The sequence below is a fragment of the Variovorax sp. SPNA7 genome (genome assembly GCF_033807855.1).
Taxonomy (GTDB): Bacteria; Pseudomonadota; Gammaproteobacteria; order Burkholderiales; family Burkholderiaceae_C; genus Variovorax; species Variovorax beijingensis.
The window spans coordinates 1,789,629-1,814,067 of sequence record NZ_CP138513.1 but is presented as its reverse complement, the minus strand read 5'-3'; the positions used below and the strand labels follow the sequence as shown (position 1 = coordinate 1,814,067).

Below are 24,439 nucleotides of genomic sequence, written 5' to 3'. Positions count from 1 at the left end.
GCGGAACTTGAATCCGCTTCCTCATGATTCAGCGCTTTTTCGCCGCCCGGGCAGGCACTACCCCCGCGACCGACCCTAGAACAGGCTGCCCTGCCCCGCTGCGCCAGGTGGCCGGAACGCGCCGAGGTCGAGTGCAATGCGCTCGCGGTTGAAGCCGATGCGGTTCGCCGCCTTCTCGAAGCGCTGGCGGATCAGGTCGGCCCAGAGGCCGGAGCCCTTCATGCGCGTGGCGAAGTCGGCGTCGTAGTCCTTGCCGCCGCGCATCTCGTGGATGCGCGCCATGATGCGGTCCGCGCGCTGCGGGTAGTGCAGCTCGAGCCATTGCTTGAAGAGCGGCGCCACCTCCCAGGGCAGCCGGATCACCGTGTAGAAGGCGTTGCGCGCACCGGCGGCCCAGGCGGCTTCGAGCACCTGTTCCATGTCTTCGTTGACGAAGGGAATCTGCGGCGCCACGCTCACGCCCACCGGCACGCCCGCCTCGGCCAGCGTGCGTATGGTGCGCAGCCGCCGGTGCGGCGCGGCGGCGCGCGGCTCCAGCTTGCGGGCCAGCTCGCCGTCGAGCGTGGTCACGGTGATGTACACCGCGGCCAGGTGCTCGGCGGCCATGGGCGCGATCAGGTCGAGGTCGCGCTCCACCGCGCTCGACTTCGTGACAAGCGCAAACGGATGCCGCGTTTCCTGCAGCAGCTCGATCACCGAACGGGTGAGCCGCAGTTCGCGCTCGATGGGCTGGTAGCAGTCGGTGGCGGTGCCGATCGCGATGTGGCTGGGCCGGTAGCTCCTGCGGCCGAGCTCGGCACGCAGCACCTCGACGATGTTGCGCTTGGCGATGAGCTTGGTCTCGAAGTCGAGCCCCGGCGAGAGATTGAGATAGCTGTGCGTGGGCCGTGCAAAGCAGTAGATGCAGCCATGCTCGCAGCCGCGGTAGGGGTTGAGCGAACGGTCGAAGGAAATATCGGGCGAGTCGTTTTCGTTGAGCACCGACTTCACGTCCTCGAAGCGCACTTCGGTGGCGAGCGGCGGCAGTTCCTCGGCTTCGGCCGCGCCTTCTTCGAGCGTGCCCCAGCCGTCGTCGAAGGCATTGCGCTCGTCGCGCGAAAAGCGGTGCGCGAGGTGCGTGGCCGCGCCGCGGCCCTTGATGGCATGGAGGGGGATCCGGGCGGCCGGCATGGCAGGTCCTTTCTCTCGAATACTGTATGTTTACACAGTATTCCAAAGCTTTTCCGCAGGCAAGCTGATTTTTAATTTCTCTCTTGACAGAAATTTCTAAAATCCTAGACTTCGAGGCATGGAACTCACCGACATCCAACGCAAGTTCGTTCTCCACTGGGGAGAAATGGGCTCCATGTGGGGCGTCAACCGCACGGTCTCGCAGATCCATGCGCTGCTGTTCGCGCATGGCAAGCCCATGCATGCGGAAGAGCTCTCCGACACGCTGGGCGTGGCCCGCTCCAACGTGAGCAACAGCCTGAAGGAACTGCAGGCCTGGAACCTCGTGCGCGTGACGCACATCCTGGGCGACCGGCGCGACTATTTCGAAACCAGCGTCGACGTCTGGGAGCTGTTCCGCACCGTGGTGCGCGAGCGCAAGGAGCGCGAGTTCGACCCGACCATCCGCGTGCTGCGCGAGATCGTCTCCAGCCCCGACTTCCAGAAGGAGCCCGCCGATGCGCAGGACCGCATCCGCTCCACCATGGACCTCATGAGCAAGCTCGCCACCTGGGCCGACGAAATGCTGCGGCTCTCTCCCGGCACGCTCGACAAGGTGCTGACGCTCGGGGCCAGCGTGCAGAAGTTCGTTCGCGGCGATGCGCCGCCGGCGCCAACTCCCGCGGCACCCAGGAAGGACGGCGATGACCCCGATGCCCACCACGCCAGCCTGCCGATGATCTGAGCCGCTCTTTTTTTGCCCCATCATTTCTGTTTTGACAGAAACAACGAAAACAAACCTCATGCCCGCCCTCGCCGCCTACCCGCTGACCGTCTACTTCGATGCCACCTGCGCCTTGTGCACGGCAGAAATGAACGCAATGAAGAGGCGCGATGCCGCGGCCCGCCTGAACCTCGTCGACTGCTCGCCCGCCGGCTTCGATGCCGGCCCGGCTCCGCGCGAGGCGCTGATGACCGCCATCCACGCCGTCGACGCCGGGGGGCAGCTGTTCGTGGGCGTTCCCGCCATCCGCGCCTGCCGCGATGCGGTCGGGCTGCCGAGCGGCAGCTTCCTGCTCGACCTGCCGCTGCTCGCGCCGCTGGCCGACCGCGCCTATGCGGTGCTCGCGCGCAACCGCTACCGGCTGCCGCGCTGGCTGGTGGCCCTGCTCGCGGGCAAGGCTGCGCGCTCATCCCGCACCTGCGCCGGCGGCAATTGCCGGATCTGAAAAAAAGGAGCTCTCGTGACCAAGGTCTTCCAGCCCGATTTCCGTCCCTCCGATGCCCGGACTGCGCCTCCGGCATCCGCGGCGCCCAAAGCCTCCATCACCAAGGCCGACACGCAGGACTATTTCACCGAGGTGGCCGACGACTACCGCGCATGGAGCCCCAGCTACAACATGCACTTCGGCTTCTGGCGGCTCGGGCTGAATCCGCTGCGGCGCGAAGGCATGCTGGTGGAAATGAACCGCGCCGTCGGCCGCGCGCTCAAGCTCGACCAGCCCCGGCCGGCGCACGAAAGCGCGCAGCGCCGCTGCGTCGTCGACCTCGGCTGCGGCGCCGGCGCCACCGCGCGCACGCTGGTGGGCGACGATCCGTCGCTGTTTGCCGTCACGGTCACCAACGTGGCCGTGCAGAACAGCATCGCCCTGCGGCTCGATGCCGGTGCCGGCGTGGCCGACCGCATGGCGCACATCGAAGCCGACTACACGCGCACCGGCCTGCCCACCGCACAGGCCGATGGCGCCTGGGCCGTGGAAAGCGCCTGCTACGCGAGCGGCACGGCCAAGGCCGATTTCGTGCGCGAGGCGGCCCGGCTGCTGAAGCCCGGCGCGCGGCTCGCGGTGATCGACGGCTTCCTGCTGCGCGAGAAGCCCGGCCGCAGCGCCGGCTGGCTGCACCGCCTGTGGGCCGACAGCTGGGCCGTGCCCACGCTGGCGGTGCGGGACGATTTCGTCGCCGCGCTGCGCGACCACGGCTTCGACGACATCGAGGTGCGGTCGCTGCGCTGGCGCGTGGCGCCCAGTGCGCTGCACATCCCGGTGCTGGCCACGCGCTTCGCGCTGGCCGAACTCTGGAAGGCGCGCGGGCGGCTCAGCCCCTGGCGCCGCAAGCACATCGTGGCCAGCTATTGCGCGCTGGTGCTGGGCCTTTTCTGGCGCGATTTCGACTACTGCATGGTGACGGCCAAGCGCAGCGAGGAGAAGCAATTTTCATGAGCAACGAATCCCGCCAAGCCACGCCCCACGAACTCCCGTCCACCGGCGCGCAGATGCGCGACATGCCCCGGCGCCGCATGCCTTTCGCGTGGTTCTGGCCCCTGCTCGCCGGCGCGGCGGCCGCGCTGGTGCTGCGCATTGCCTTCAGCGGCCTGCCGGGCCAGCGCTTCTCGGCCATGCTGGGTTCGTTCATCTACCTCGCTCCCGCGGTGTGCGGCGCGGTCACGGTCTACATGGCCGAGCGCATCGAGCGGCGCAGCTGGGGCTACTACATCTGGGCGCCGTGGGTCTCGACCGCGCTGTTCGTCGTCGGCACGCTGCTGGTCTTCATCGAAGGGATGATCTGCGCGGTGGTGATCGTTCCCCTCTTCAGCGTCATGGGCAGCCTCGGCGGGCTCGCGATGGGCATCGTCTGCCGCGTGACCGACTGGCCCAGGCCGGCGCTCTACGGCTTCGCGGTGCTGCCGCTCGCACTGGGCGCCGTCGAGCCACACTGGCCCAACCCCGAGCAGATCTCGGGCACCTCGCGCACGCTCTTCATTGCCGCGCCTGCCGAACGCGTGTGGCATGAGCTCAACAATGCGCAGGGCATCCGCCCGGGCGAAGTCGGCGATGCCTGGGCCTACCGCATCGGCGTGCCGATGCCGGTGGCGGGCGTGACCGAAGACACGCCCGAGGGCCGCGTGCGCAAGGTGCAATGGCAGAAGGACGTGCACTTCGACGAGATCATCACCGAGTGGCAGCCGCTGCAGCGCGTGAAGTGGCGCTACCGCTTCTCGCCCGACTCCTTTCCCGCCGGCGCGCTGGACGACCACGTGGTGATCGGCGGCCACTATTTCGACCTGCGCGACTCGGCCTACACGCTCACGCCGCGCGATGGCGGCACGGAGCTTCGCATCGATGTTTCCTGGCGCGTGAGCACGCGCTTCAACTGGTATGCCGACCGCGTGGCGCAGTTCCTGCTGGGCGACTTCTCCGAGCACATCCTGCGCTTCTACAAGGCGCGCAGCGAAACGGCAGCGGCGGCGGCCGCATGAAGGACACGCGTCCCGTCTTCCAGCAGGTGCTCGGCCCTGGCTGGGACCAGCTCGGCGACGTGATCCGCCGGCACTACGCCATGGCACCGTTCTCGAACGCCCACGTGTGCGTGCGCGGCACGATGGACGAAGTGCATCACGCACCCTGGGCGCGCCTGCTGATGCCGTTCGGCCGCCTGTTCGGCGCACTCGTCCCCTACACCGGCACCGGCGTACCGATCGAAGTGCACTACCGCTGCCGCCCCGGCAACGCGCTCCTGTACTGGGACCGCATCTTCAGCTTCGAGGGCCGCGCGCCGTTTCACTTCCGCTCGCACATGGCGCATGCGGCCAGGAGCGCCGGCGAGGTGATCGAGTACGTGCGCTTCGGCATCGGCATGCGCCTGGCCGTGAGCGCGGAAGAAGGCGCGCTGGTGTTCCGCGACCTCGGCTACATCTGGCGCCTTGGCAGGCTGCGCCTGCCGCTGCCGCTGCCGCTCGGCCTGCTGCTGGGCACCGCCTACGTCGAGGAGCGGCCCGACCCGCACGATGCCGACCGCTTCACCATGAAGATGGTGCTGCGCCACCGCTGGTTCGGCGACGTGTTCCGCTACAGCGGGCGCTTCCGGTTGGGTCCACAATGACCGGACCATGCCGCGCCGCCCCGAAAACCTCTATCCGCAATACCACGCCCACGTCTACTTCGGCCCCGCCACGGTGGCGCAGGCCCGGCAGCTGTGCGAAGAGGCGGGCCGCGAACTGATGGTGGTGGTCGGCCGCGTGCACGAACGGCTGGTGGGCCCCCACACGCGCTGGAGCTGCCAGCTGGCGTTCGACGCGGCGGAGTTCGACCAAGTGATCGAATGGCTCGAGGCGCATCGCAACGGCCTCGACATCTTCGTGCACGGCGTCACGGGCGACGACTTTGCCGACCACACGGCGCATGCGATGTGGCTCGGCGAGGAGAACCCCCTCGACCTGCGGATGTTCCGGCGTTAGGTGTTCAGAACTCCGCGTCGAGCTCGTCGATTTCCTCGGGCTCTTCCTTCGCGGCGGCCACCCACTCCTGCATGGCGGGCAGGTCCATCACGCGCTTGCAGTAGGCGGCGCAGGCGCTGTCGAGCGGCACGTCGTAGCTCAGGAAGCGCGTGACCACCGGCGCATACATCGCGTCGGCCATGCCCGGCTGCTTGCCGAACAGGAACGGGCCGCCGTAGGTCTTGAGGCATTCGCGCCAGATGGCGACGATCCGGTCGATGTCGGCCTGCGCGCGCGACCAGATCTTGAAGCCGCGAAAGTGGGCCTTGATGTTCATCGGCAATGCGCCGCGCATGGAGGCGAAGCCCGAATGCATCTCGCCGCAGATGGCGCGGCAGTGCGCGCGGGCCTGGATGTCGGCCGGCAGCAGCCCGCCCTTGGGCTTGATCTCGTTCAGGTATTCGCCGATGGCCAGCGTGTCCCACACCTTGACGCCGCCGTGCTGCAGCGAGGGCACCAGCATCGACGACGAGAGCAGCAGCATCTCGGCCTTCATGGCCGGATCGTCGGGCGGGATGATCTTCTCGCTGAAGTCGAGCCCGGCCAGCCTGCACATCAGCCAGCCGCGCAGTGCCCAGGCGCCGTAGTTCTTGCTGCTGATCGTGAGAACGGGTTTGGCCATCGTGGATCTCCTTGACGGGCTGCCGGTGCCGGTTGGCACCCATGGGGCGTGCAAGGCCTGTGCCACCGCTTGGCCCGCAACTTGCCTGTACTACTTTCATGTTGTACCGGGCCTACCAGAACCAAGCCGACCTGCTCTCGCCCTCCCGGCTCGCAGCCCAGTACCTCGGCCGGGCCCTCTGGAAGGACGGCACCGACCGCACCATGATGCGGCGCATGGCCGCACAGTTCGAAGTGTTTTCGCGCATGCGGCTGACCCATTCGCGCCCCGACTACGGCATTGCCAGCGTGCCGGTCGATGGCGTGGAAACCGCGGTGCACGAGGAAAAAACGCTGGTCTCGCCCTTCGGCACGCTGCTGCATTTCCGCAAGGACACGCAGGCCGTGCACCCGCCCGTGCTGCTGGTCGCACCACTGTCGGGCCATTTCGCGACGCTGCTGCGCGAAACCGTGCGCACCCTGCTGCGCGACCACGACGTGTACCTGACCGACTGGCACAACGCGCGCGACGTGCCGCTGTGGCATGGCGGCTTCAGCCTGGACGACTACACGCTGCAGCTCATCCGGTTTCTCGAAGCCGTCGGTCCCGGCGTGCACATGGTCGCGGTCTGCCAGCCCTGCGTGTCCGCGCTGGCGGCCACGGCGCTGATGGCCGAGGACGACAACCCCGCCACGCCGCGCAGCCTCACGCTCATGGCCGGCCCGGTCGATTGCCGCATCAACCCCACGGGGGTGAACGAGCTCGCCAACAGCAAGCCGATCGAGTGGTTCCGCCGCAACCTCATCAGCCATGTGCCGTGGCCGCATGCCGGCATGATGCGGCGCGTGTACCCGGGCTTCCTGCAGCTCACGGCCTTCCTGAGCATGAACCCCGAGCGCCACAAGAAACAGTTCCAGGACATGGTCCGCCACCTGGTCGAGGGCGACACCGAGAAGGCCCGCACCATCGGCACCTTCTACGACGAGTACCTGGCGGTGAACGACCTGCCGGCCGAGTTCTACCTGGAGACCGTGGAGCGCGTGTTCCAGACCTACGACCTGCCGCGCGGTGTGCTCACCGTGGGCGACCGCACGGTGAACCCGGCGGCCATCCGCCGCACCGCGCTGCTCACGGTGGAAGGCGAGCGCGATGACATCTGCTCGGTCGGCCAGACGGTGGCAGCGCAAGACCTCTGCACCGGCATCCGGCCCTACCTCAAGGCGCATCACCTGCAGGCCGGCGTGGGGCACTACGGCGTTTTCAGCGGCAGCAAGTGGAACGCGCAGATCTACCCGCGCGTGCGCGAGACCATCCACGCCGCGGCCGAGCTGCATTGAGCCTTCGGGTCGAATGCCCGGCTTCAGCGCCGGCTGCGCCGCTCCTTCGAGGCCACGCGCCGCACCGTCGCTTCGCCGGCCTGCGGCAGCCGCTCGCGCAGGAACGCGATCAGTTCCTGCGCCGCCACGTTGCGCATCGGCCCCGGCAAGTAGGCCAGCACCACGCGGCGCTCGACGCGCGGCTTCAAGAGCGGCAGCACCACCAGTTCGGGGTCGCGCAGCAGCGCGGTGTAGAGCCGCGGCATCAAGCCCAGCGCCTGGCCGCTGCGCACCAGCGCATAGAGCGTTTCGGAATAGCTCACGCGGTAGGGCTCGGGGCCTTGCTCGAACTGCGCGCGCGCCGGGTTGCCGAGCGCCGGCATGCTGCCGCTCTCGAACAGCACCAGCCGCTCCTTGCCGATGGCCTCCCAGCTCGCGTCCCCGGCCGCCGCCAGCGCATGACCGCGGCGCACCACCAGCACCAGCGGATCGCGGAACAGGTCGACGCAGGCCAGCCCGCCCGGTGGCTCGGTGATGGCGGCCAACGCCATGTCGAGCTGGCCGCTGCGCAGCTCGGCCAGCAAGGTGGTCGAAGGCGCATCGCGCCAGGCGATTTCGAGCTTGCGCTCGCCGGCCTGGAGGAACTCGCTGGCCGCGGCCGTCACGCGCGCACTGGCCGACGGAATCACGCCCACGCGCACGAAGGCCCGGCCGCGCTGCACGGTGCTTTCGATGTCGCGCAGCGCCACCTCGAAGGTGTTGACCAGGAAATCGGTGCGCGCCAGCACCTCGGCGCCCACCGGCGTGAGCTCGAGACGGTGGGTGGAGCGGGTCAGCAGCTCGGCGCCGAGCAGCTTCTCCATTTGCTTGATCGCGTTGCTCAGCGCCGGCTGGGTGATGGCCAGCCGGCGCGCGGCGCGGCCGAAGTGCCCTTCTTCCACCAGCACCGAGAAGAACTGAAGCTGGCGCAGGGTGAGCGCGCGGAGCGGCAAGGAGGCCATGGCGTTCTGGTTATCGATTCGATGAATCAAATTATAGAAATTCAAAATTTTGCTTATGAGGCGCCCTTGCCTAGACTGGCCGGCATGACCCGCCCCGCCTCGCCGCCCTTCACGCTGGAATCCATGCTGCAAGCGATTCCCAAGGTGGAGCTGCATTGCCACCTGTTCGGCACGGTGCGCCACGAAACCTTCAAGCAGCTCAACCATCGCGCCGGCTCGCCGCTCGCGGCCGAGGAGATCGAAGGCTTCTACACGCGCGGGGAAAAGCCGGTCGGCGTGCTGCGCGTGCTGCGCGCACTCGACGCGCAGCTGGTGCGCAGCCCCGGTGACCTCTACCAGCTGACGCGCGAATACCTCGAGGACGCGGCGGCCCACAACGTGCGCTACGCCGAATTCTTCTGGAATCCGACCGGCACGGTGCACGGCTCGGGCATCGCCTACCCGATGGCGCAGAGCGCGATCGTGCGCGCGATCCATGACGCGCAGCAGGAGTTCGGCATCACCGGCCGGCTCATCGCCGCCATCGACCGCGAGGCCAGCCCCGAGGCCGCCGTCGAGATGGTGGAGTGGGTCAAGGCGCACCGCTGCGACGAGGTGATCGGCATCGGCATCGACTACCGCGAAGTCGACCGGCCACCCGAACTCTTCGCCCAGGCCTACGCCGAGGCGCGGCGCGCGGGACTCAAGGCCACCGCGCATGCGGGCGAGTTCGGCATGCCGTGGACCAACGTGCGCACCGCGCTCGAGGTGCTGCAGGTGGACCGCATCGACCACGGCTACACGGTGGTCGACCAGCCCGATTTCGCGCGCCAGTGCGCCGAGCGCGGCGTGATCTTCACCGTGGTGCCTACCAATTCCTACTACCTGCGCACGCTGCCCCCGGAGCGCTGGGCGCTCGACCACCCCATCCGCCGCATGCCCGGCCTGGGCCTGCGCATCCATCCCAATACCGACGACCCGACGCTGCACAAGGTCACGCCCACCCAGGCCTGGCTGATGATGGCGCGCGACTTCGGCTTCGGGCTGGACGAGCTGCGCGGCTTCATGCACAACGGGCTCGACGGCGCATGGATCGACGATACGCAACGCCGCGCCTGGCGCACGCAATGGAGCCGCGAGTTCGACACGCTGCGCGCCGGCCTTGCGCCAGCGCCGCAGCATCCCGCCCACCCGCAATGAACCACGCCATGAACAACCCTCGCCGCCTTCTTCTTGCCGCCGCCCTCTGCTCGATGCTGCCGATTGCGGCCCTCGCACAGGGCGCCTGGCCCGCCGCCAAGCCGATCACGCTGATCGTTCCCTACACCGCGGGCGGCAGCGTGGACGTCAACGCGCGCCTCGTCGCCACGCGGCTGGGCGAGCGGCTGAAGCAGTCGGTCGTGATCGAGAACGTGAGCGGCGCGGGCGGCGCCATCGGCGTGGCCAAGGCCGTGAACGCGGCACCGGACGGCTACACGCTGGTGGTCGGGCCCGACAGCGCGATTGCCATCGGGCGGCTGGTCAACCCTTCGGCCTTCAAGTTCGATCCGCTCAAGGACCTGGCGCCGGTCGGCATGCTCAACACCGCGCCGATGGTGCTGGTGGCGCGGCCCGGCCTGGAGGCCCAGACCTATGCCGACTTCGTGAAGCTCGCCAAGGCCAAGCCCGGCGCCTACAACTACGCCACCTCAGGCGTGGGCACGGTGCTGCAGCTGGCGATGGAACTGCTCAAGCAGCGCAGCGGCGTCTTCGTGACCCATGTGCCCTACCGCGGCGGTGCCCAGATTGCCACCGACGTGATCGGCAACCAGGTCGACCTGGCGATGCTGGTCAGCACCAGCGCCATTCCGCACGTGAACGGCAACCGCCTGAAGGCGCTCGGCATCACCGGCAGCCAGCGCCTCGCCGCGCTGCCCAATGTGCCCACCTTCAGCGAGATGCCGGGCCTGAAGGGCTACGACATGGTGAGCTGGACCGGCATCTTCGCCCCCGCCCGCACGCCGCCGGCCGTCGTGGCCCGCCTCAACCAGGAATTGAACGCCGTGCTCGCCGAGGAGCAGGTGCGGGCCAAGCTCAACGAGCAGGGCGCCCTGCCCGGCAGCGGCACGCCCGAGCAGTTCGGCCAGTTCGTCCAGGCCGAATACGCCCGCAATCAGAAGATCGTGCAGTCGGCCAATATCAAGGAATAAGCCCGCCGGCTGGAGCCTGAGCGCGGCTGGTTACTGTTCTTCGGGCCAGTCGCGGATGTAGGCCTTGAGCATCTTGTTCTCGAAGTTCTGGCTGTCCACCACCGCCTTGGCCACGTCGTAGAAGCTGATCACGCCCATCAGCATGCGCTTGTCCATCACGGGCATGTAGCGCGCGTGGCGCTCCAGCATGATGCGGCGGATTTCGTCGAGGTCGGTTTCGAGCGTGCAGGTCACGGGCGCATCGTCCATGGCCTTGCGCACCAGCGTGCCGCCCACCTGGCCGCCGTTGTCGACGATGGCCAGGATCACTTCCCTGAAGGTGAGCATGCCGACCAGGTCGCCGTGTTCCATGACCACCAGGGAGCCGATGTCCTTTTCCGCCATGGTGTTGACGGCTTCGGCCAGCAGGTCGTCAGGCGTGATGGTGAAGAGCGTGTTGCCCTTGACGCGAAGGATGTCGCTGACTTTCATCGTGTGCTCCTCTCGGAAATCGTTCTCGGCGGCGGTGCCGATTTGAATATAGCCCACAATCGGCGCCGACTCCCACGCCCATGTTGCGCGCGCATGATTAGCAGACGTAACGGGGCATTGCGAACGAACCCAGAAAGGCTCCCATGCCCGGCTATTCCGACCCCGGCTTCGACACCCTGGCGCTGCATGCCGGCGCCGCGCCCGACCCCGCCACCGGCGCGCGGGCGGTGCCGATCCACCTCACCACCTCCTTCGTCTTCGAGTCGAGCGACCATGCGGCGGCGCTCTTCAACCTGGAGCGCGCGGGCCACGTCTACTCGCGCATCAGCAACCCGACCAACGCGGTGCTCGAACAGCGCGTCTCGGCGCTCGAAGGCGGCATCGGCGCCATTGCCACCGCCAGCGGCCAGGCCGCGCTGCACCTGTCGATCGCCACGCTCATGGGCGCGGGCTCCCACATCGTGGCCAGCACCGCGCTCTACGGCGGCTCGCAGAACCTGCTGCACTACACGATGCGGCGCTTCGGCATCGAGACCACCTTCGTGAAGCCCGGCGACCTGGATGGCTGGCGCGCCGCGATCCGGCCCGAAACCAAGCTCCTGTTCGGCGAAACCGTGGGCAACCCGGGCCTGGACGTGCTCGACATCCCGGCCGTGAGCGACATCGCCCACGCAGCCGGCGTGCCGCTGCTGGTCGATTCCACGCTCACCTCGCCCTATCTCATCAAGCCCTTCGACTGGGGTGCCGACCTGGTCTACCACTCGGCCACCAAGTTCCTTTCGGGCCATGGCACGGTGATTGGCGGGGTGGTGGTCGACGGCGGCAGCTTCGACTGGGAAAAATCGGGCAAATTCGCCGAACTGACCCAGGCCTACGACGGCTTTCACAACATGGTCTTCAGCGAGGAAAGCACAGTCGGCGCGTTCCTGCTGCGCGCGCGGCGCGAAGGGCTGCGCGACTTCGGCGCCTCGATGAGCCCGCACACCGCGTGGCTGATCCTGCAGGGCATCGAGACGCTGCCGCTGCGCATGGAGCGCCACATCGACAACACGCAGAAGGTGGTCGAGTTTCTCGCGAGCCACTCTTTCGTGTCGCGCGTGGGGCATCCGCTGATCGAATCGCATCCGAGCCATGCGCTGGCGCAGAAGCTGTTGCGCCACGGCGCACGCGGCGCCGGTGCGGTGTTCAGCTTCGACATCAAGGGCAGCCGCGCGCAGGGCAAGGCGTTCATCGAGGCGCTGAAGCTCTTCAGCCACCTGGCGAACGTGGGCGATTGCCGCAGCCTGGTGATCCATCCGGCGAGCACCACGCACTTCCGCATGACCGACGAGGCGCTGGCGGGGGCCGGAATTTCCCAGGGGACGATCCGTCTGTCGATCGGGCTCGAGGATCCGGCCGATTTGATCGACGACCTGAAGCGTGCGCTCAAGGCTGCGGAAAAGGCGGGGGCTTCGGCATGACGGCTTGCTTTTCTTTGCGTCGCGTTGTGTTTGACGTGTCTTGTTCAGGGCGCGCTCCCGCCGATGGGGTACCTTGCTCCGCGAATGTCCTCCGGCCTTCGGCCTCCCCCTTGATTTCGCTGCGCAAGGCACCCCATCGACGGGAGCGTTGGACAGAGCAGTCGTTGATCAGCGGTACACCAGCGGCGTGCCCAGGTGCACAGAGCATCGGGTGCACCCCGCAGCGAAATAAAGGAGGAGGCCGAAGGCCGGGGGACATTCGCGGAGGGGAGTACCCGGTGATCTGTGCACGCGCCCTGAACAAACAGCGCCAAGAACAAAAACACCGCCCCGTGGAGCAACTGACATGAACTACACCGTCAACAGCCACACCACCTACTGCTACACCGGCGGCAAGGCCTTCGATGCGAACAAGCCGACCGTGGTCTTCATCCACGGCGTGCTCAACGACCACAGCGTGTGGATCCTGCAGAGCCGCTGGTTCGCCAACCACGGCTGGAACGTGCTGGCCGTCGACCTGCCCGGCCACTGCAGGAGCGAAGGCCCACCGCCCGCGAGCGTGGAAGACGCGGCGCAGTTCGTCATCGCGCTGCTCGACGCGGCCGGCGTGCAGAAGGCCGCGCTCGTGGGCCACAGCTTCGGCTCGCTGATTGCGCTCGAGGCCGCCTCGCGTGCGCCCGAACGGGTGACGCATCTTGCGCTGGTGGGCACCGCCTACCCCATGACCGTGTCGCCCGCGCTGCTCGACGGCGCGCTCAATGATCCGCAGCGCGCCATCGCGATGGTCAACACCTTCTCGCATTCGCTGCTCGCGCCGCCGCCCTCTTCGCTCGGGCCCGGCACCTGGCTCTACGGCAGCTCGCGCGCGCTGATGCGGCGCGTGCTCGCGAGCAACCGTGACGCCAACGTGTTCCACATCGGCTTCAAGGCCTGCAACGACTATGCGAACGGCGAAAAAGCGATTGAAGCCGTGCAGTGCCCCGTGCTGTTCCTGCTCGGCGATGCCGACCAGATGACGCCGCCGCGCGCCACCAAGGCGCTCGTCGGCAAGGCCAGGCAGAGCAAGGTGGTGACCGTGCATGCGGGCCATTCGCTGATGAGCGAAGCGCCCGACGAAGTGCTGTTCGCGCTGCGCGACTTCGTGGCGGCCTGAGCTACTCCGCCACGATCCCCGCGCGGTGCGCGAGCGCACGGTAGCGCGAGATCTCGCCTTCCATCTGCGTGCGGAATGCCGCCGCACCGATCGCCACCGGCTCCATGCCCTGCGCGCGCAGCTGCGCCTGCAGGGCCGGGCTGCCCATCGTGGCCGTGACCGCGCGTGTGAGTTTGTCGAGCACCGGTGCCGGCGTGCGCGCCGGCGCGGCAAAGCCGTACCAGGCGTCGAAGGTGGCATCGGGCAGCCCCTGCTCGGCCAGGGTGCGCACCTCGGGCAGCATGCTCGAGCGCGCCGCACCCACGATGCCCAAAGCGCGCAGCTTGCCCGAGCGCACATGCGGCGCCACGGCCGCCACGGTGTCGATGCCGACCTCGATCTCGCCGCCGATCACCGCCATCGAACCCTGGCTGCTGCCCTTGTACGGAATGTCCTGCAACTGGATGCCCGCGGCCAGCGCGAGCAGTTCGCCCGCGAGGTGCGGCCCCGAGCCGGCGCCGAAGGTGGCGTAGCGGATGCTCTTCGGCTTGGCCTTGGCGGCGGCGATGAGTTCGGGCAGCGAGCGCCAGGGCGTGCCTGCCCCCACCACCAGCACCAGCGGCGTGTGCGCAACGATGGCAATGGGCGCGAGGTCGCGCACCGGGTCGTAGGGCAGCCTGGCGCGCAGCGCGGGGTTCACGCTGTAGCTGGTGGAGCCCGAGAGCAGCAGCGTGTAGCCGTCGGGCGCGGCCTTGGCGACGGCGTCGGTGCCGATGATGGTGGCGGCGCCCGGCTTGTTGTCGACGATCACGGGCTGGCCGAGCCGCTCCGACAGGCCCTGCCCCATCGCGCGCGCGACGATGTCGGTGCCACCGCCCGGCGGAAAGGGCACGACCAGCTTCACGGGTCTGTCGGGCCAGTTGGCCTGCGCGAGCGCGGGCGCATGGAAGGCGACGAGCGCCGAAGCGCAGACCAGCAGGCCACGGAGCCGATGGAAGAGAGCAGTTTTCATTGGGGTTCGTCCAGGAAGAAAAATCAGGCGGCCGCGGCGTGCGGTGTTTTACCGGCGGCCCACGGCGCGAGCCCCGGCTCGCCCAGGTCCCAGTAGAGGCCGGCCATGATCTGCAAGCCCTCGCGCGCCAGCGGCGCCAGCAGGTGCTCGTTGGGCGCGTGCTGCGCACAGGCCGGGTACGAATGCGGCACCCACAGCGTGGGCAGCCCGAGCAGATCGGCGAACACGTCGTTCGGCAGCGAGCCCGCGAGGTTCGGCAGCAGGTCGACGCGCTGGCCGCTGCTCTCCTCGATGGAGCGGCGGGCCCAGTCGACCCAGGGGTTTTCCACGTCGAGCCGCGTGGCCGCGCCTTCCAGCGTGACCTTCACTTCCACATCGCCGAAGCCATGCGCATCGAGGTGGGCGCGCACGATGCTCGCGAGCTCGCGCCACGGCGTTCCGACCACGAAGCGCAGTTGGCAATGCGCCACCGCCTCGGGCGGAATCGCATTGACGGGCCGCTGCGGCGAGCCGGCGCCGAGCGCGAGCACCTCGATCGTGTTCCACGCCACCAGCCGCTCGGCCGGGCTCAGGCCGGGCTCGCCCCAGTTTTCGTCGAGCGTGGGATCGTCCGTGCCGCCGCCGATCGCAATATTGACCAGCGCCTCGCGCACGCCCGGCGGAATTCCAGGCGGTCGCAAGGCCTCGACCAGGATGCGCCCGCGCGCGTCCACCAGCGACGCGACTGCATGGCTCAGCACGGTGCCCGGATTGGCAAGCACGCCGCCCCAGTTGCCCGAGTGGTAGCCCCGCGCCCTGGCGCGCAGCCGCAGGCTGAAGTTGACGGCACCGCGCGAGCCCAGGAACAGCGTGGGCCGCTCGGCGCTCACGCGCGGCCCGTCGCTGGCGATGAACAGGTCGGCGCGCAGCCGGTCGCGCTGCTGCTCGCACACCGCGTGCAGGCCCGGCGACGCGGCCTCTTCGCCGGTCTCGATGAGCCAGGTGATGTTGTAGCCCAGGCGCCCGCCGCGCGCGCGCAGCGCGGCCACCAGCCCGCCGAGTGCGATGCTGTGCTGGCCCTTGTTGTCGGCCGTGCCGCGCCCGTACCAGCGGTCGCCGCGCACGGTGAGCGCCCAGGGGCCGAGGCCTTCGTCCCAGTGCGCGTCCTGCCCGCTCACCACGTCGCCATGGCCGTAGCTCAGCACGGTGGGCAATGCAGGGTCTTCGATGCGGCGCGCGATCAGGAAGGGCCCGCCGCCGGCCGCCGGGTTCTCGACGATCTCGCATTCGAAACCCAGCGCGGCCAGCGGCGGCACCAGCTCGTCGCGCAGGTAGGCGCCGAGGGCGGGCGTGGCGGCGCCGGTGTCGCTCTCGGTGCGGAAGGCGACGCGCCGCTGCAGGTCGGCAAAGAAGCCGCCGTCGTCGAAATAGGCGGCGGCAGCGGCAAGGCTCTCGGTACGTTGCATGAGGGGATTTCCTGTTGGCGTGGGATGCAGCAAGTACAAGGCCTGCAGGGCAATGCTTCCAGCACCGATTTCGCAAGCTACCATTGCCTTCAAGGCAACGCTTCATCAGCCATGGCACCACCGCTCCTCAGCATTCCGATGCGCCATTTCCTCGAAGTGGCGCGCAGCGGCTCGGTCAGCCAGGCCGCGGCGCGGCTGTTCGTGGCCTCGTCGGCGGTCAGCCGGCAGATCGCCAAGCTCGAGGACAGCCTGGGCACGCCGCTGTTCGAGCGCCATGCCCGGGGCATGGCGCTCACCGCGGCAGGCGAGCGGCTCGCGGCGCACCTGCGCAATGCGCAGCTCGACATCGAGCAGGTCATCGAGCAGGTGCGCGACCTCGGCGGACGCAGCGCGCACCGCATCCGCATGGCCTGCACCGAGGGGTTCGCGGCGCACTTCATGCCGCAGGTCATGCGCAGCTTCGAGTCGGCACATCCGGGCACGCAGCTCGAGCTCCACGTGGGCTCGCCCGACGGCGTGAGCGCGCTGCTCGCGCGCGGCGAGGCGGACATCGCACTCAAGTACGTGGTGGCGCCCGAGCCCGGCCTGAAGATCGAGCATTCGGCCAATGCGCCGGTGTTCGCGGTGCTGCGCCCCGACCATCCGCTGGCGCGCCAGCGCGTGGTTTCCGTGGCGGACGCCGTGCGCTATCCGCTGGCCATGGGCGACAAGGGCGTGACCGCGCGGCAGCTGTTCGACCAGGCGTGCAGCCTGCAGGGCCTGCAGTACCGCGCGATCTTCGTCAGCAATTTTTCATCGGTGCTGCTGCCGCTCTTGCGCACGCCGGACGTGATGCTGTCGGGGCACCTCACGGTCACGCACCTGATCGACGCGGGCACGGTGGTGGCGCGCCCGTTCGCCGAGGCGCCGCTGCAGCAGCGGCAACTGCAGGTGCTGGCACTCGAAGGCCGCACGCTCACGCCGCTGGCGCAGGAGTTCGTGCGGCACCTGGTGCACGCCATTGCCAGCGCGGGCCGGCGCAAACTGGGCCGCGCGCGTTCCAGCTCGCCCGCGGCGGCCTGAGCCTCAGCGGCCCAGCGCGTTGATGTCGGCCGGGTCGAGCAGCACCTTCGGCGCGCCGTGCCGCGTCACGGCCAGCATGGCGCGGCCGACCTTCTCGGTGGTCGTCACCTTGCCGGGCCAGAGCCGGTAGGCCAGCCCGAGCACCGGCTTGAGCACCATGATCGCGGCCTGGTAGAGCGGCGTCTTCGAACGCACGCCATGCAGCGGCTGGATCATGCCGGGGCGGAACATGTAGGCGGCCCTGAACGGCAGCTTCAGCAAGGCGTTTTCGGTCGCGCCCTTCACGCGCGCCCACATGCGGCCTCCGCGCTCGCTGCTGTCGGTGCCCGCACCCGTCACGTAGGTGAAGGTCATGCCAGGGTTGAGCCGCGCGAGCACGGTGGCGGCGGCCATCGTGAGGTCGTAGGTGATGCGCTTGTAGTCGGCCTCCTTCATGCCGACCGCCGACACGCCGAGGCAGAAGAAGCAGGCATCGAAGCCCTGCAGTTGCAGCTCGACACCGCTGTAGTCGGTCATGTCCGGAATGACCAGGTCCTGCAGCTTCGGGTGCTGCTGCCCGGTGGCCCTGCGGCCGACCGCGACCACGCGGGCCACGTCGGGCGCAAGCAGGCATTCGCGCAGCACGCCCTGCCCCACCATGCCGGTGGCGCCGAAGATCAGGATGTTCATGGCGAAGGGCGCGGTCAGACCGCGAACTCGTCAGGACGCTTCTCGAGCACCGCCAGCAGCAGGTCGACGTCGAGGCTGGAAGGCTGCGGCGCCTGCAGCGCGCCGAGCATGCGCGAGAGCGTCTCGGCATGCGGCAGCAGCGGGCCCAGGAAGCGGGTGCCGTCGGCGCCGGCGATCAGCAGCGTGGGAAAGGTCTCGACGTCGAAGGCGTCGGCAATCTCGGCGTGGTCCTCGATATCGACCCAGGCGAAGCGGAACTGCGGATGCGCCCGCGCCACCTGCTCGAGCAGCGGCCGGTAGTCGCGGCAAGTGCCGCACCATTCGGCGCACAGGCACACGACCCACGGCGCATCGCTGGCCGGCTCGGCGGAAACGGGGGCGGCAGGAAGGGCGCTCAAGGTTGATGCGGTGGAGGTGTGAATACGAAGCCGCGGTGGTGCGGCCCAAAGGTCGTGGCTATTATGGACAAAGCGCCTCCGGCGTTCAGGAGACCCGCACGATGAACACCACGACTGCCCCGGAATCTGCTGTCGATCCGCGACGTTTCAAGAGTTTCGCGGAGTTCTATCCCTTCTACCTGAGCGAGCACGCCAACCGCACCTGCCGGCGCCTGCACTTCGCGGGCACGACGATCTCGCTGCTGTGCCTGGTGGCGCTGGCCGCCACGCTCAACCCGCTCTGGCTGCTGGCCGGGCTGGTCGCGGGCTACGGCTTTGCCTGGGTCGGGCACTTCGGCTTCGAGAAGAACAGGCCGGCCTCGTTCAAGCGCCCGCTCTACAGCTTCATGGGCGACTGGGCGATGTACCGCGACATCTGGCTGGGCAAGGTCAAGATCTGACGACTATCAAATCAGGAGCACGTCGCCCAGGCGCAGCGAGTGCAGCGGGCCTTTGCGCCAGAGGTCTTCGAGCGGTTCGGCGCGCGGCATCAGCAACTCCCTGAGCAGCGGCTCGATCGGCGTGGACGGATCGGCCAGCAGCACGTAGCGCGGATCTTCGTTGGCGGTTTCCTCGGCGAGCGGCGCGATCCAGTCCAGCGCCACCAGCGTTTCGAGCACCGGCACCACCTGCAGCGCATCGACCCGCATGCGCGTGACGAGTTCGATGGCGCCCATGCCCTTGGCCGGCGTGGCGCGCGCCCGCGCCAGGTGCTGCAGCACCTCCATGGCCAGCTGCAACGGCCAGCCGGCCCGCCCGCCCCGGCGCGCCACGCCGGTCAGCAGGCTCGGCAGGTAGGCCGCGATGACCGCGCCCAGCAGCACGATCACCCAGGCCACGTAGATCCACACCAGCAGGATCGGCACGGTGGCAAAGGCGCCGTAGAGCACCGAATAGGTCGGCACCAGGCTCAGGTAGTAGCCCAGCACACGCTTGGCGATCTCGATGGCGGCCGCCACGAAGATGCCGCCGGCCCAGGCATGCGACCAGCGCACGTTGGTGTTGGGCACGTAGTGATAGAGCGAGGCCATGCCGGCTGCGAGCAGCACGAATTCGAAGGTGTCGAAGAACAGCTTGAGGATGCTGCCGCCCACCACGTCGCGCGATGCCGCGAACACGTACGAGGTGGTCGAGAGGCTCACCGCCAGGATCAGCGGCCCGAGCGTGATCGCGGCCCAGTAGATCAGCACGCGCTGCGCAAAGGGCCGGGGCGAACGCACGCGCCAGATGTTGTTGAGCGTCTTGTCGATGGTGAGGATCAGCGCAATGGCGGTGATCAGGAGCACCACCAGGCCCGCGATGCCCAGGCCGCCCGCCTTGCTCGAGAACTGGTTCAGGTAGCCCAGCACCTGGCGCGCGATGTTGTCGGGAATCAGGCTCTCGATGAGCCAGCGCTGCAGCCGCCCCTGCAGCTTGGCGAACATCGGGAACACGGTGAAGAGCGCCAGCGCCACCGTGAAGAACGGCACCATCGCAATGGTGGTGGTGAAGGTGAGGCTGCTGGCCGTGAGGCCGAGCCGGTCTTCGCGGAAACGCTCGCCCAGCACCGCCGCGGTGTTGCCCCACGGAAAGCGCGAAAGATCCCTCCAGAGCTGACGACGATTCATGGCCGGTATCATAAGAACCCGAATCCTTCCCTCGTCTTCGCGCACTTCGTGTCGCCGTGGTCTCCGCTCGAAAAAGCCGGCCCGGCCAACCCGGTTCCGCGGTGTTCTGCCCATGACAACCATCACGCCGCAAGCCTCTTCTTCCGTCAGCGCCACCCGCTGGCTTGCCGTGGGCAGCCTTGCCGGCCTGATCGTGCTGGGCCTGGCCTGGGAGCTGTGGCTCGCGCCGCTGCGGCCGGGTGGCTCGCTGCTGGCGCTCAAGGTGCTGCCGCTGGTCATTCCGCTCGCGGGGCTCTACAAGAACCGCATGTACACCTACCGCTGGGTCAGCCTGATGATCTGGCTCTATTTCACCGAGGGCGTGGTGCGCGCCTGGAGCGACACCAATGGCGTGGGGCAGGTGCTCGCGCTCGTCGAGGTGCTGCTGTGCCTCGCGCTCTTCACGGCCTGCGCATTGCACGTCAGGCTGCGCCTGCGCAACGCCAAGGCGGCCCGCCAACTGGAGGTTTCCAACCCATGACGATTTCTTCTTCCGCTCCCTTGATCGAACAGCTGCGTGCCATCGTCGGTGCGCAGCACGTGCTGAACGAGGGCGACCTCACGGCCTACGAACAAGACTGGCGCAAGCGCGCGCGCGGCAAGTCGCTGGCCGTGGTGCGGCCGGCCAATGCGCAGCAGGTGGCCGACGTGGTCAAGGCCTGCGCCGCAGCCGGCACGGCCATCGTGCCGCAGGGCGGCAACACCGGCCTGGCCGTGGGCTCCATTCCCGACGACAGCGGCACGCAGGTGGTGCTGAGCCTGCAGCGGCTGAACGCCATCCGCACCATCGACGCCGCCAACCTCACGATGACGGTGGAAGCCGGCTGTATCCTGCAGACGCTGCAGGAGGCGGCCGAGAAGCAGGGCTTCCTGTTCCCGCTGAGCCTTGCGGCCGAGGGCAGCTGCACCATCGGCGGCAACCTTGCGACCAATGCCGGCGGCACGCAGGTGGTGCGCTACGGCAACACGCGCGAGCTGTGCCTGGGCCTCGAAGTGGTCACGCCGCAGGGCGAGATCTGGGAAGGCACCAGCGGCCTGCGCAAGGACAACACCGGCTACGACCTGCGCGACCTGATGATCGGCAGCGAAGGCACGCTGGGCATCATCACCGCGGCCACCATGAAGCTCTACCCGCTGCCCGCCGCGCAGCTCACGGCCTGGGCCGCGGTGCCCTCGCTCGACCACGCGGTCACGCTGCTGGGCCTTGCGCACAAACAGCTGGGCTCGGGCCTCACGGGCTTCGAGGTGATGGGCCGGTTTGCATTGAGCCTGGTCGACAAGCACATGCCGCAGCTGCGCGTGCCCTTCATCGGCGACGAGGCCGTGCCGTACTGTGTGCTGCTCGAGAACTCCGACAGCGAATCCGAAGACCATGCGCGTTCGCGCTTCGAGGCGCTGCTCGAAACGGCTTTCGAAGACGGCTGCGTGACCGACGCGGTGGTGGCCGAGAACCTCGCGCAGGCGCACCAGCTCTGGCACATCCGCGAGAGCATTCCGCTCGCGCAGGCCGAAGAAGGCCTGAACATCAAGCACGACATCTCGATTCCCGTGTCGCGCATTCCGGCCTTCGTGGCGGAAACCGACGCGCTGCTGGCGCGCGAGATTGCCGGCGTGCGGTTGGTGAACTTCGGCCACCTGGGCGACGGCAACCTGCACTACAACGTGCAGGCGCCCGAGAACATCGACACCAAGGCCTTCCTGAAGAACGAGGAAGAGCGCATCAACACACTGGTGTACGACGCGGTCGAGAAGTTCGGCGGCTCGTTCTCGGCCGAGCATGGCGTGGGTTCGCTCAAGGTCGACAAGCTCGAGAAGCACAAGTCGCCGGTGGCGCTGGAGATGATGCGCGCGATCAAGCGCGGGCTCGATCCGAAGAACATCCTGAACCCCGGCCGCGTGATCCGCGTCTAGGCATTTGTATTTCTCCCTCCCCTCCCGGGGGAGGGCCGGGGTGGGGGCACGCGGCCTTCGATTCAGCGCTGCTCCGAATGCGGGCGCAGCCCCCATCCCCGCCTTCCTCCAGAGGGGGAAGGAGCAAGACAAAAAACTCAGCCCGAAAAGTCCTCGCCGCGCAGCTCGATCGGCTGCCCGTGCGGCGTGCGGTCCGCGGCGTGGTCCCAGGCGTGGCGGTAGCGCGCAAGTTCGTCTTCGGAGCTGGCGCCCTTGCGTGCGACCAGGCTTTCGAGCGCGGCGAGCCAGTGGCGGTAATAGGTGTTGCCGTTGTCCGGGTCGCCCGCGGCCTGCGCGGCCGCAATCTGCGCGGCAAGCACTTCGGCCCATTCAACCCAGGTGAACAGGCCGCGCTCGTGCAGCGCCAGCGTCATCGCGAAAGCCTGGGCCTCCCACGGTGCGTTGAACACCGGCCCGTCGGCATCGCGCGGCATGCCGGGGGCGATCGCGAGCGGTGGTGGCATGCAGCTCTTCATGCGGCGGGCTCCAGGTAGCTTTCCCAGGCGTCGACCGACACCGCCAGGTTCTGGCGCGGCGCGCCTTCGCCCCAGAGCTCGGCCTCGTCGAAGACCACGGTGTAGAGCCACTGCGGCTGCTCGCCCAGGCCCTGCGCATGGGCGTCGGCGAACACATGCGCGCCATGCACATGCTCGATCACGCCGCGCTTGCCCTGCACGTAGCCCGGCAGCCGCGTGTGGTGGTCGACCTTGCCGGGGCGCATGCGCACCGGCTGGCCGACGGCAAAGCGCGCCGGCGCCGGCTCGGGACGCTGGGTGGGCGAGCCCTTGGCCAGTGCGGACTGAACGCTGGCGGCCTGCAGCACACGCGCGACCGGTGCCGCGGGATGGCGCATCTCGCCGGATGCGAGCTCATCCGGAGCGACCTGTCCGCGCTGCAGCATCAGCTGCTCCAGTGCACCGAGCCAGATCTGGTAGTAACTCAGGTTTCCGTAGTTGGGCAAGGTCTCGCGCACGGCGCGGCTCGCATCGATGTTCCAGGAGCCGGTCGCGCCCATGGCAAGCGTGAGCGCCAGCGCACGTGGCTCCCACGCGGCATGGAACAGCTCGCCCTCGGGTTCGGGCGTGACCGGGCCGAAACCGGGCTGGCCGCCAAGGTCGGCATGCGTGACATAGCTCATGCGGCACTCCCTGGCATTGCGGGTGCTTCCACCCGCCGCGTGCCGATCATCGAATCGCGCGTGACCAGCGCGGCAAGCTCTTCTTCGCTCAGGCCTTCGGTGCCTTGCGGGCGCTGCGGGATCACCAGGTAGCGCACCTCGGCGGTCGAATCCCAGACCCGGATGCGCGTCGATTCGGGCAGCACCGTGCCGAAATCGGCCAGCACGCCGCGCGGGTCCTTCACGGCCCGCGAGCGGTACGGCGCGCTCTTGTACCACGTGGGCGGCAGGCCGAGCACCGGCCAGGGATAGCAGCTGCACAGGGTGCAAACGACCATGTGGTGCTGCTCGGCGGTGTTCTCCACCGCCACCATGTGTTCGCCTTGGCGGCCGGTGTAGCCCAGCGAGGCGATGGCGGCCGTGGCATCCTTCAGCAGCCAGTCGTGGAACGCTTGGTCGACCCAGGCCCTGGCCACCACGCGCGCGCCGTTGCGCGGGCCGATGCGGGTCTGGTAGGTATCGATCAGCACGTCGAGCGCGGCCGGATCGATGTAGCCCTTGTGGGTGAGCACGCTCTCGAGCGCCCGCACGCGCAGGTCCATTTCGCCGAGTTCGCTGTGTTCGTGGGAGTGGTCATGGCCGGTCATCGGCCAATGCTAGCGCCGCCCCGTAAAATTCCCAACATGACCTCGCCCGCCCGCCCCGTCCGCTCCCAGTACGAAGACTTCATGCGCCATGTCGATACCCATGGCGTCCACAAGAGCGACCGCACCGGCACGGGCACCAAGAGCGTGTTCGGCCACCAGATGCGCTTCGACCTGAACGAAGGCTTCCCGCTGGTGACCACCAAGAAGGTGCACCTGCGGTCCATCATCCAGGAACTGCTGTGGTTCCTGACCGGCTCCAGCAACAACAACTGGCTCAAGGAGCGCGGCGTCACCATCTGGGACGAGTGGGCGCGCGAGGACGGCGACCTGGGCCCGGTGTACGGCGTGCAGTGGCGCAGCTGGCCCACGCCGGACGGCGGCCACATCGACCAGATCTCCGAAGTCATCAAGACCCTGAAGACCAACCCCGATTCGCGCCGCATCATCGTGAGCGCATGGAACGTGGCCGAACTCTCGAAGATGGCGCTCATGCCCTGCCATGCCTTCTTCCAGTTCTACGTAGCGCCGCCGCAGGCACCGGGCGAGCGCGGCAAGCTGAGCTGCCAGCTCTACCAGCGCAGCGCCGACATCTTCCTGGGCGTGCCCTTCAACATCGCGAGCTACGCGCTGCTCACGCACATGGTGGCGCAGCAGTGCGATCTCGACGTGGGCGACTTCATCTGGACCGGCGGCGACTGCCACATCTACAGCAACCATGCCGAGCAGGTGGCGCTGCAGCTCAGCCGCACGCCCTACCCGTATCCCACGCTCCACATCAAGCGCAAGCCGGCCTCGATCTTCGACTACCAGTACGAAGACTTCGAGGTGCTCGACTACCGGCACCACGATCCCATCAAGGCGCCCGTGGCGGTGTAGAGTGAGC

The 24,439-nt window shown here is 68.4% G+C and carries 28 protein-coding genes; 16 read left to right on the top strand and 12 right to left on the bottom strand.

Annotated features, from left to right (window positions below):
* Nucleotides 1–75: 75 nt before the first annotated feature.
* On the bottom strand, nt 76–1,170 hold the full coding sequence (locus RZE77_RS08350; RefSeq protein WP_319441450.1) for a PA0069 family radical SAM protein: 1,095 nt from the start codon (nt 1,168–1,170) through the stop codon (nt 76–78).
* A 118-nt stretch (nt 1,171–1,288) separates the two neighbouring features.
* Between RZE77_RS08350 and RZE77_RS08345 the strand changes: the two genes are divergently transcribed.
* Genes RZE77_RS08345 through RZE77_RS08320 form a run of 6 tightly spaced genes read left to right on the top strand, consistent with a single transcriptional unit; the run spans nt 1,289 to nt 5,383 of the window.
* Nucleotides 1,289–1,894 carry a GbsR/MarR family transcriptional regulator gene (locus tag RZE77_RS08345; RefSeq protein WP_319441449.1) on the top strand — a complete coding sequence of 202 codons (606 nt, stop codon included), beginning with the start codon at nt 1,289–1,291 and terminating at the stop codon, nt 1,892–1,894.
* A 58-nt stretch (nt 1,895–1,952) separates the two neighbouring features.
* Nucleotides 1,953–2,378 (top strand): thiol-disulfide oxidoreductase DCC family protein, encoded by a 426-nt coding sequence (locus RZE77_RS08340; RefSeq protein ID WP_319441448.1) that lies wholly within the window; start codon nt 1,953–1,955, stop codon nt 2,376–2,378.
* Between the two features lie 15 nt (nt 2,379–2,393).
* Nucleotides 2,394–3,368 carry an SAM-dependent methyltransferase gene (locus tag RZE77_RS08335; protein ID WP_319441447.1) on the top strand — a complete coding sequence of 325 codons (975 nt, stop codon included), beginning with the start codon at nt 2,394–2,396 and terminating at the stop codon, nt 3,366–3,368.
* Nucleotides 3,365–4,405 carry an SRPBCC domain-containing protein gene (locus RZE77_RS08330; protein ID WP_319441446.1) on the top strand — a complete coding sequence of 347 codons (1,041 nt, stop codon included), beginning with the start codon at nt 3,365–3,367 and terminating at the stop codon, nt 4,403–4,405. The genes RZE77_RS08335 and RZE77_RS08330 overlap by 4 nt, the downstream gene beginning before the upstream one ends.
* Nucleotides 4,402–5,028, top strand: a complete 627-nt coding sequence (locus tag RZE77_RS08325; protein WP_319441445.1) for a DUF4166 domain-containing protein — start codon at nt 4,402–4,404, stop codon at nt 5,026–5,028. The genes RZE77_RS08330 and RZE77_RS08325 overlap by 4 nt, the downstream gene beginning before the upstream one ends.
* A 7-nt stretch (nt 5,029–5,035) precedes the next feature.
* Nucleotides 5,036–5,383 carry a DOPA 4,5-dioxygenase family protein gene (locus RZE77_RS08320; protein ID WP_319441444.1) on the top strand — a complete coding sequence of 116 codons (348 nt, stop codon included), beginning with the start codon at nt 5,036–5,038 and terminating at the stop codon, nt 5,381–5,383.
* Between the two features lie 4 nt (nt 5,384–5,387).
* On the opposite strand, the gene RZE77_RS08315 is transcribed toward RZE77_RS08320, so the two are convergent.
* Nucleotides 5,388–6,044 (bottom strand): glutathione S-transferase, encoded by a 657-nt coding sequence (locus tag RZE77_RS08315; protein WP_319431011.1) that lies wholly within the window; start codon nt 6,042–6,044, stop codon nt 5,388–5,390.
* Between the two features lie 98 nt (nt 6,045–6,142).
* On the opposite strand from RZE77_RS08315, the gene RZE77_RS08310 reads away from it, so the two are divergent.
* Nucleotides 6,143–7,360 carry a polyhydroxyalkanoate depolymerase gene (locus RZE77_RS08310; RefSeq protein ID WP_319441443.1) on the top strand — a complete coding sequence of 406 codons (1,218 nt, stop codon included), beginning with the start codon at nt 6,143–6,145 and terminating at the stop codon, nt 7,358–7,360.
* 23 nt (nt 7,361–7,383) lie between these two features.
* Here RZE77_RS08310 and RZE77_RS08305 read toward each other — a convergent pair whose 3' ends face one another.
* Nucleotides 7,384–8,340: a LysR family transcriptional regulator gene (locus RZE77_RS08305; protein WP_319441442.1), complete on the bottom strand. Its 957-nt coding sequence runs from the start codon at nt 8,338–8,340 to the stop codon at nt 7,384–7,386.
* 84 nt (nt 8,341–8,424) lie between these two features.
* On the opposite strand from RZE77_RS08305, the gene add reads away from it, so the two are divergent.
* Nucleotides 8,425–9,519, top strand: a complete 1,095-nt coding sequence (gene add, locus RZE77_RS08300) for an adenosine deaminase (protein ID WP_319441441.1) — start codon at nt 8,425–8,427, stop codon at nt 9,517–9,519.
* 8 nt (nt 9,520–9,527) lie between these two features.
* A complete protein-coding gene (locus RZE77_RS08295; protein ID WP_319441440.1) occupies nt 9,528–10,508 on the top strand; it encodes a Bug family tripartite tricarboxylate transporter substrate binding protein in 981 nt (326 codons plus the stop codon).
* 30 nt (nt 10,509–10,538) lie between these two features.
* Here RZE77_RS08295 and RZE77_RS08290 read toward each other — a convergent pair whose 3' ends face one another.
* Nucleotides 10,539–10,979 (bottom strand): CBS domain-containing protein, encoded by a 441-nt coding sequence (locus RZE77_RS08290; protein WP_055799807.1) that lies wholly within the window; start codon nt 10,977–10,979, stop codon nt 10,539–10,541.
* A 143-nt stretch (nt 10,980–11,122) separates the two neighbouring features.
* Between RZE77_RS08290 and RZE77_RS08285 the strand changes: the two genes are divergently transcribed.
* Both RZE77_RS08285 and RZE77_RS08280 read left to right on the top strand, forming a co-directional pair.
* Nucleotides 11,123–12,439: an O-acetylhomoserine aminocarboxypropyltransferase gene (locus tag RZE77_RS08285; protein ID WP_319441439.1), complete on the top strand. Its 1,317-nt coding sequence runs from the start codon at nt 11,123–11,125 to the stop codon at nt 12,437–12,439.
* A 346-nt stretch (nt 12,440–12,785) separates the two neighbouring features.
* Nucleotides 12,786–13,592 carry an alpha/beta fold hydrolase gene (locus RZE77_RS08280; protein WP_319441438.1) on the top strand — a complete coding sequence of 269 codons (807 nt, stop codon included), beginning with the start codon at nt 12,786–12,788 and terminating at the stop codon, nt 13,590–13,592.
* A 1-nt stretch (nt 13,593) separates the two neighbouring features.
* On the opposite strand, the gene RZE77_RS08275 is transcribed toward RZE77_RS08280, so the two are convergent.
* Together RZE77_RS08275 and RZE77_RS08270 are read right to left on the bottom strand one after the other, a co-directional pair.
* Nucleotides 13,594–14,583, bottom strand: coding sequence for a Bug family tripartite tricarboxylate transporter substrate binding protein (locus RZE77_RS08275; protein ID WP_319441437.1), 990 nt, complete (start codon nt 14,581–14,583; stop codon nt 13,594–13,596).
* Between the two features lie 23 nt (nt 14,584–14,606).
* On the bottom strand, nt 14,607–16,028 hold the full coding sequence (locus tag RZE77_RS08270; protein WP_319441436.1) for a M20 family metallopeptidase: 1,422 nt from the start codon (nt 16,026–16,028) through the stop codon (nt 14,607–14,609).
* A 111-nt stretch (nt 16,029–16,139) separates the two neighbouring features.
* Between RZE77_RS08270 and RZE77_RS08265 the strand changes: the two genes are divergently transcribed.
* On the top strand, nt 16,140–17,090 hold the full coding sequence (locus RZE77_RS08265; protein ID WP_319441435.1) for a LysR family transcriptional regulator: 951 nt from the start codon (nt 16,140–16,142) through the stop codon (nt 17,088–17,090).
* A gap of 3 nt (nt 17,091–17,093) precedes the next feature.
* Here RZE77_RS08265 and RZE77_RS08260 read toward each other — a convergent pair whose 3' ends face one another.
* The gene (locus RZE77_RS08260; protein WP_319441434.1) at nt 17,094–17,759 is read right to left on the bottom strand and encodes an NAD-dependent epimerase/dehydratase family protein; all 666 of its coding nucleotides are present in this window, start codon (nt 17,757–17,759) and stop codon (nt 17,094–17,096) included.
* A 14-nt stretch (nt 17,760–17,773) separates the two neighbouring features.
* Entirely contained in the window at nt 17,774–18,157 is a 384-nt protein-coding gene (locus tag RZE77_RS08255; RefSeq protein WP_319441433.1) for a thioredoxin family protein, read from the bottom strand.
* A 101-nt stretch (nt 18,158–18,258) separates the two neighbouring features.
* Between RZE77_RS08255 and RZE77_RS08250 the strand changes: the two genes are divergently transcribed.
* Nucleotides 18,259–18,597, top strand: a complete 339-nt coding sequence (locus RZE77_RS08250; protein WP_319441432.1) for an Mpo1-like protein — start codon at nt 18,259–18,261, stop codon at nt 18,595–18,597.
* A gap of 6 nt (nt 18,598–18,603) precedes the next feature.
* Here RZE77_RS08250 and RZE77_RS08245 read toward each other — a convergent pair whose 3' ends face one another.
* A complete protein-coding gene (locus tag RZE77_RS08245; RefSeq protein ID WP_319441431.1) occupies nt 18,604–19,815 on the bottom strand; it encodes a YihY family inner membrane protein in 1,212 nt (403 codons plus the stop codon).
* 100 nt (nt 19,816–19,915) lie between these two features.
* On the opposite strand from RZE77_RS08245, the gene RZE77_RS08240 reads away from it, so the two are divergent.
* The gene (locus tag RZE77_RS08240) at nt 19,916–20,323 is read left to right on the top strand and encodes a DUF2069 domain-containing protein (RefSeq protein ID WP_319430983.1); all 408 of its coding nucleotides are present in this window, start codon (nt 19,916–19,918) and stop codon (nt 20,321–20,323) included.
* Nucleotides 20,320–21,753: an FAD-binding oxidoreductase gene (locus RZE77_RS08235; RefSeq protein WP_319441430.1), complete on the top strand. Its 1,434-nt coding sequence runs from the start codon at nt 20,320–20,322 to the stop codon at nt 21,751–21,753. The genes RZE77_RS08240 and RZE77_RS08235 overlap by 4 nt, the downstream gene beginning before the upstream one ends.
* A gap of 137 nt (nt 21,754–21,890) precedes the next feature.
* Here RZE77_RS08235 and RZE77_RS08230 read toward each other — a convergent pair whose 3' ends face one another.
* Genes RZE77_RS08230 through nthA form a run of 3 tightly spaced genes read right to left on the bottom strand, consistent with a single transcriptional unit; the run spans nt 21,891 to nt 23,556 of the window.
* Complete coding sequence (locus RZE77_RS08230; protein ID WP_319441429.1) at nt 21,891–22,268, bottom strand: nitrile hydratase accessory protein; 378 nt, start codon at nt 22,266–22,268, stop codon at nt 21,891–21,893.
* Nucleotides 22,265–22,930: a nitrile hydratase subunit beta gene (nthB, locus tag RZE77_RS08225; protein ID WP_319441428.1), complete on the bottom strand. Its 666-nt coding sequence runs from the start codon at nt 22,928–22,930 to the stop codon at nt 22,265–22,267. Before nthB ends, RZE77_RS08230 begins: the two co-directional genes overlap by 4 nt.
* A complete protein-coding gene (nthA, locus tag RZE77_RS08220; protein ID WP_319441427.1) occupies nt 22,927–23,556 on the bottom strand; it encodes a nitrile hydratase subunit alpha in 630 nt (209 codons plus the stop codon). The genes nthB and nthA overlap by 4 nt, the downstream gene beginning before the upstream one ends.
* Before the next feature lie 36 nt (nt 23,557–23,592).
* Between nthA and RZE77_RS08215 the strand changes: the two genes are divergently transcribed.
* Nucleotides 23,593–24,432 carry a thymidylate synthase gene (locus RZE77_RS08215; protein ID WP_018903061.1) on the top strand — a complete coding sequence of 280 codons (840 nt, stop codon included), beginning with the start codon at nt 23,593–23,595 and terminating at the stop codon, nt 24,430–24,432.
* Nucleotides 24,433–24,439: the final 7 nt, after the last annotated feature.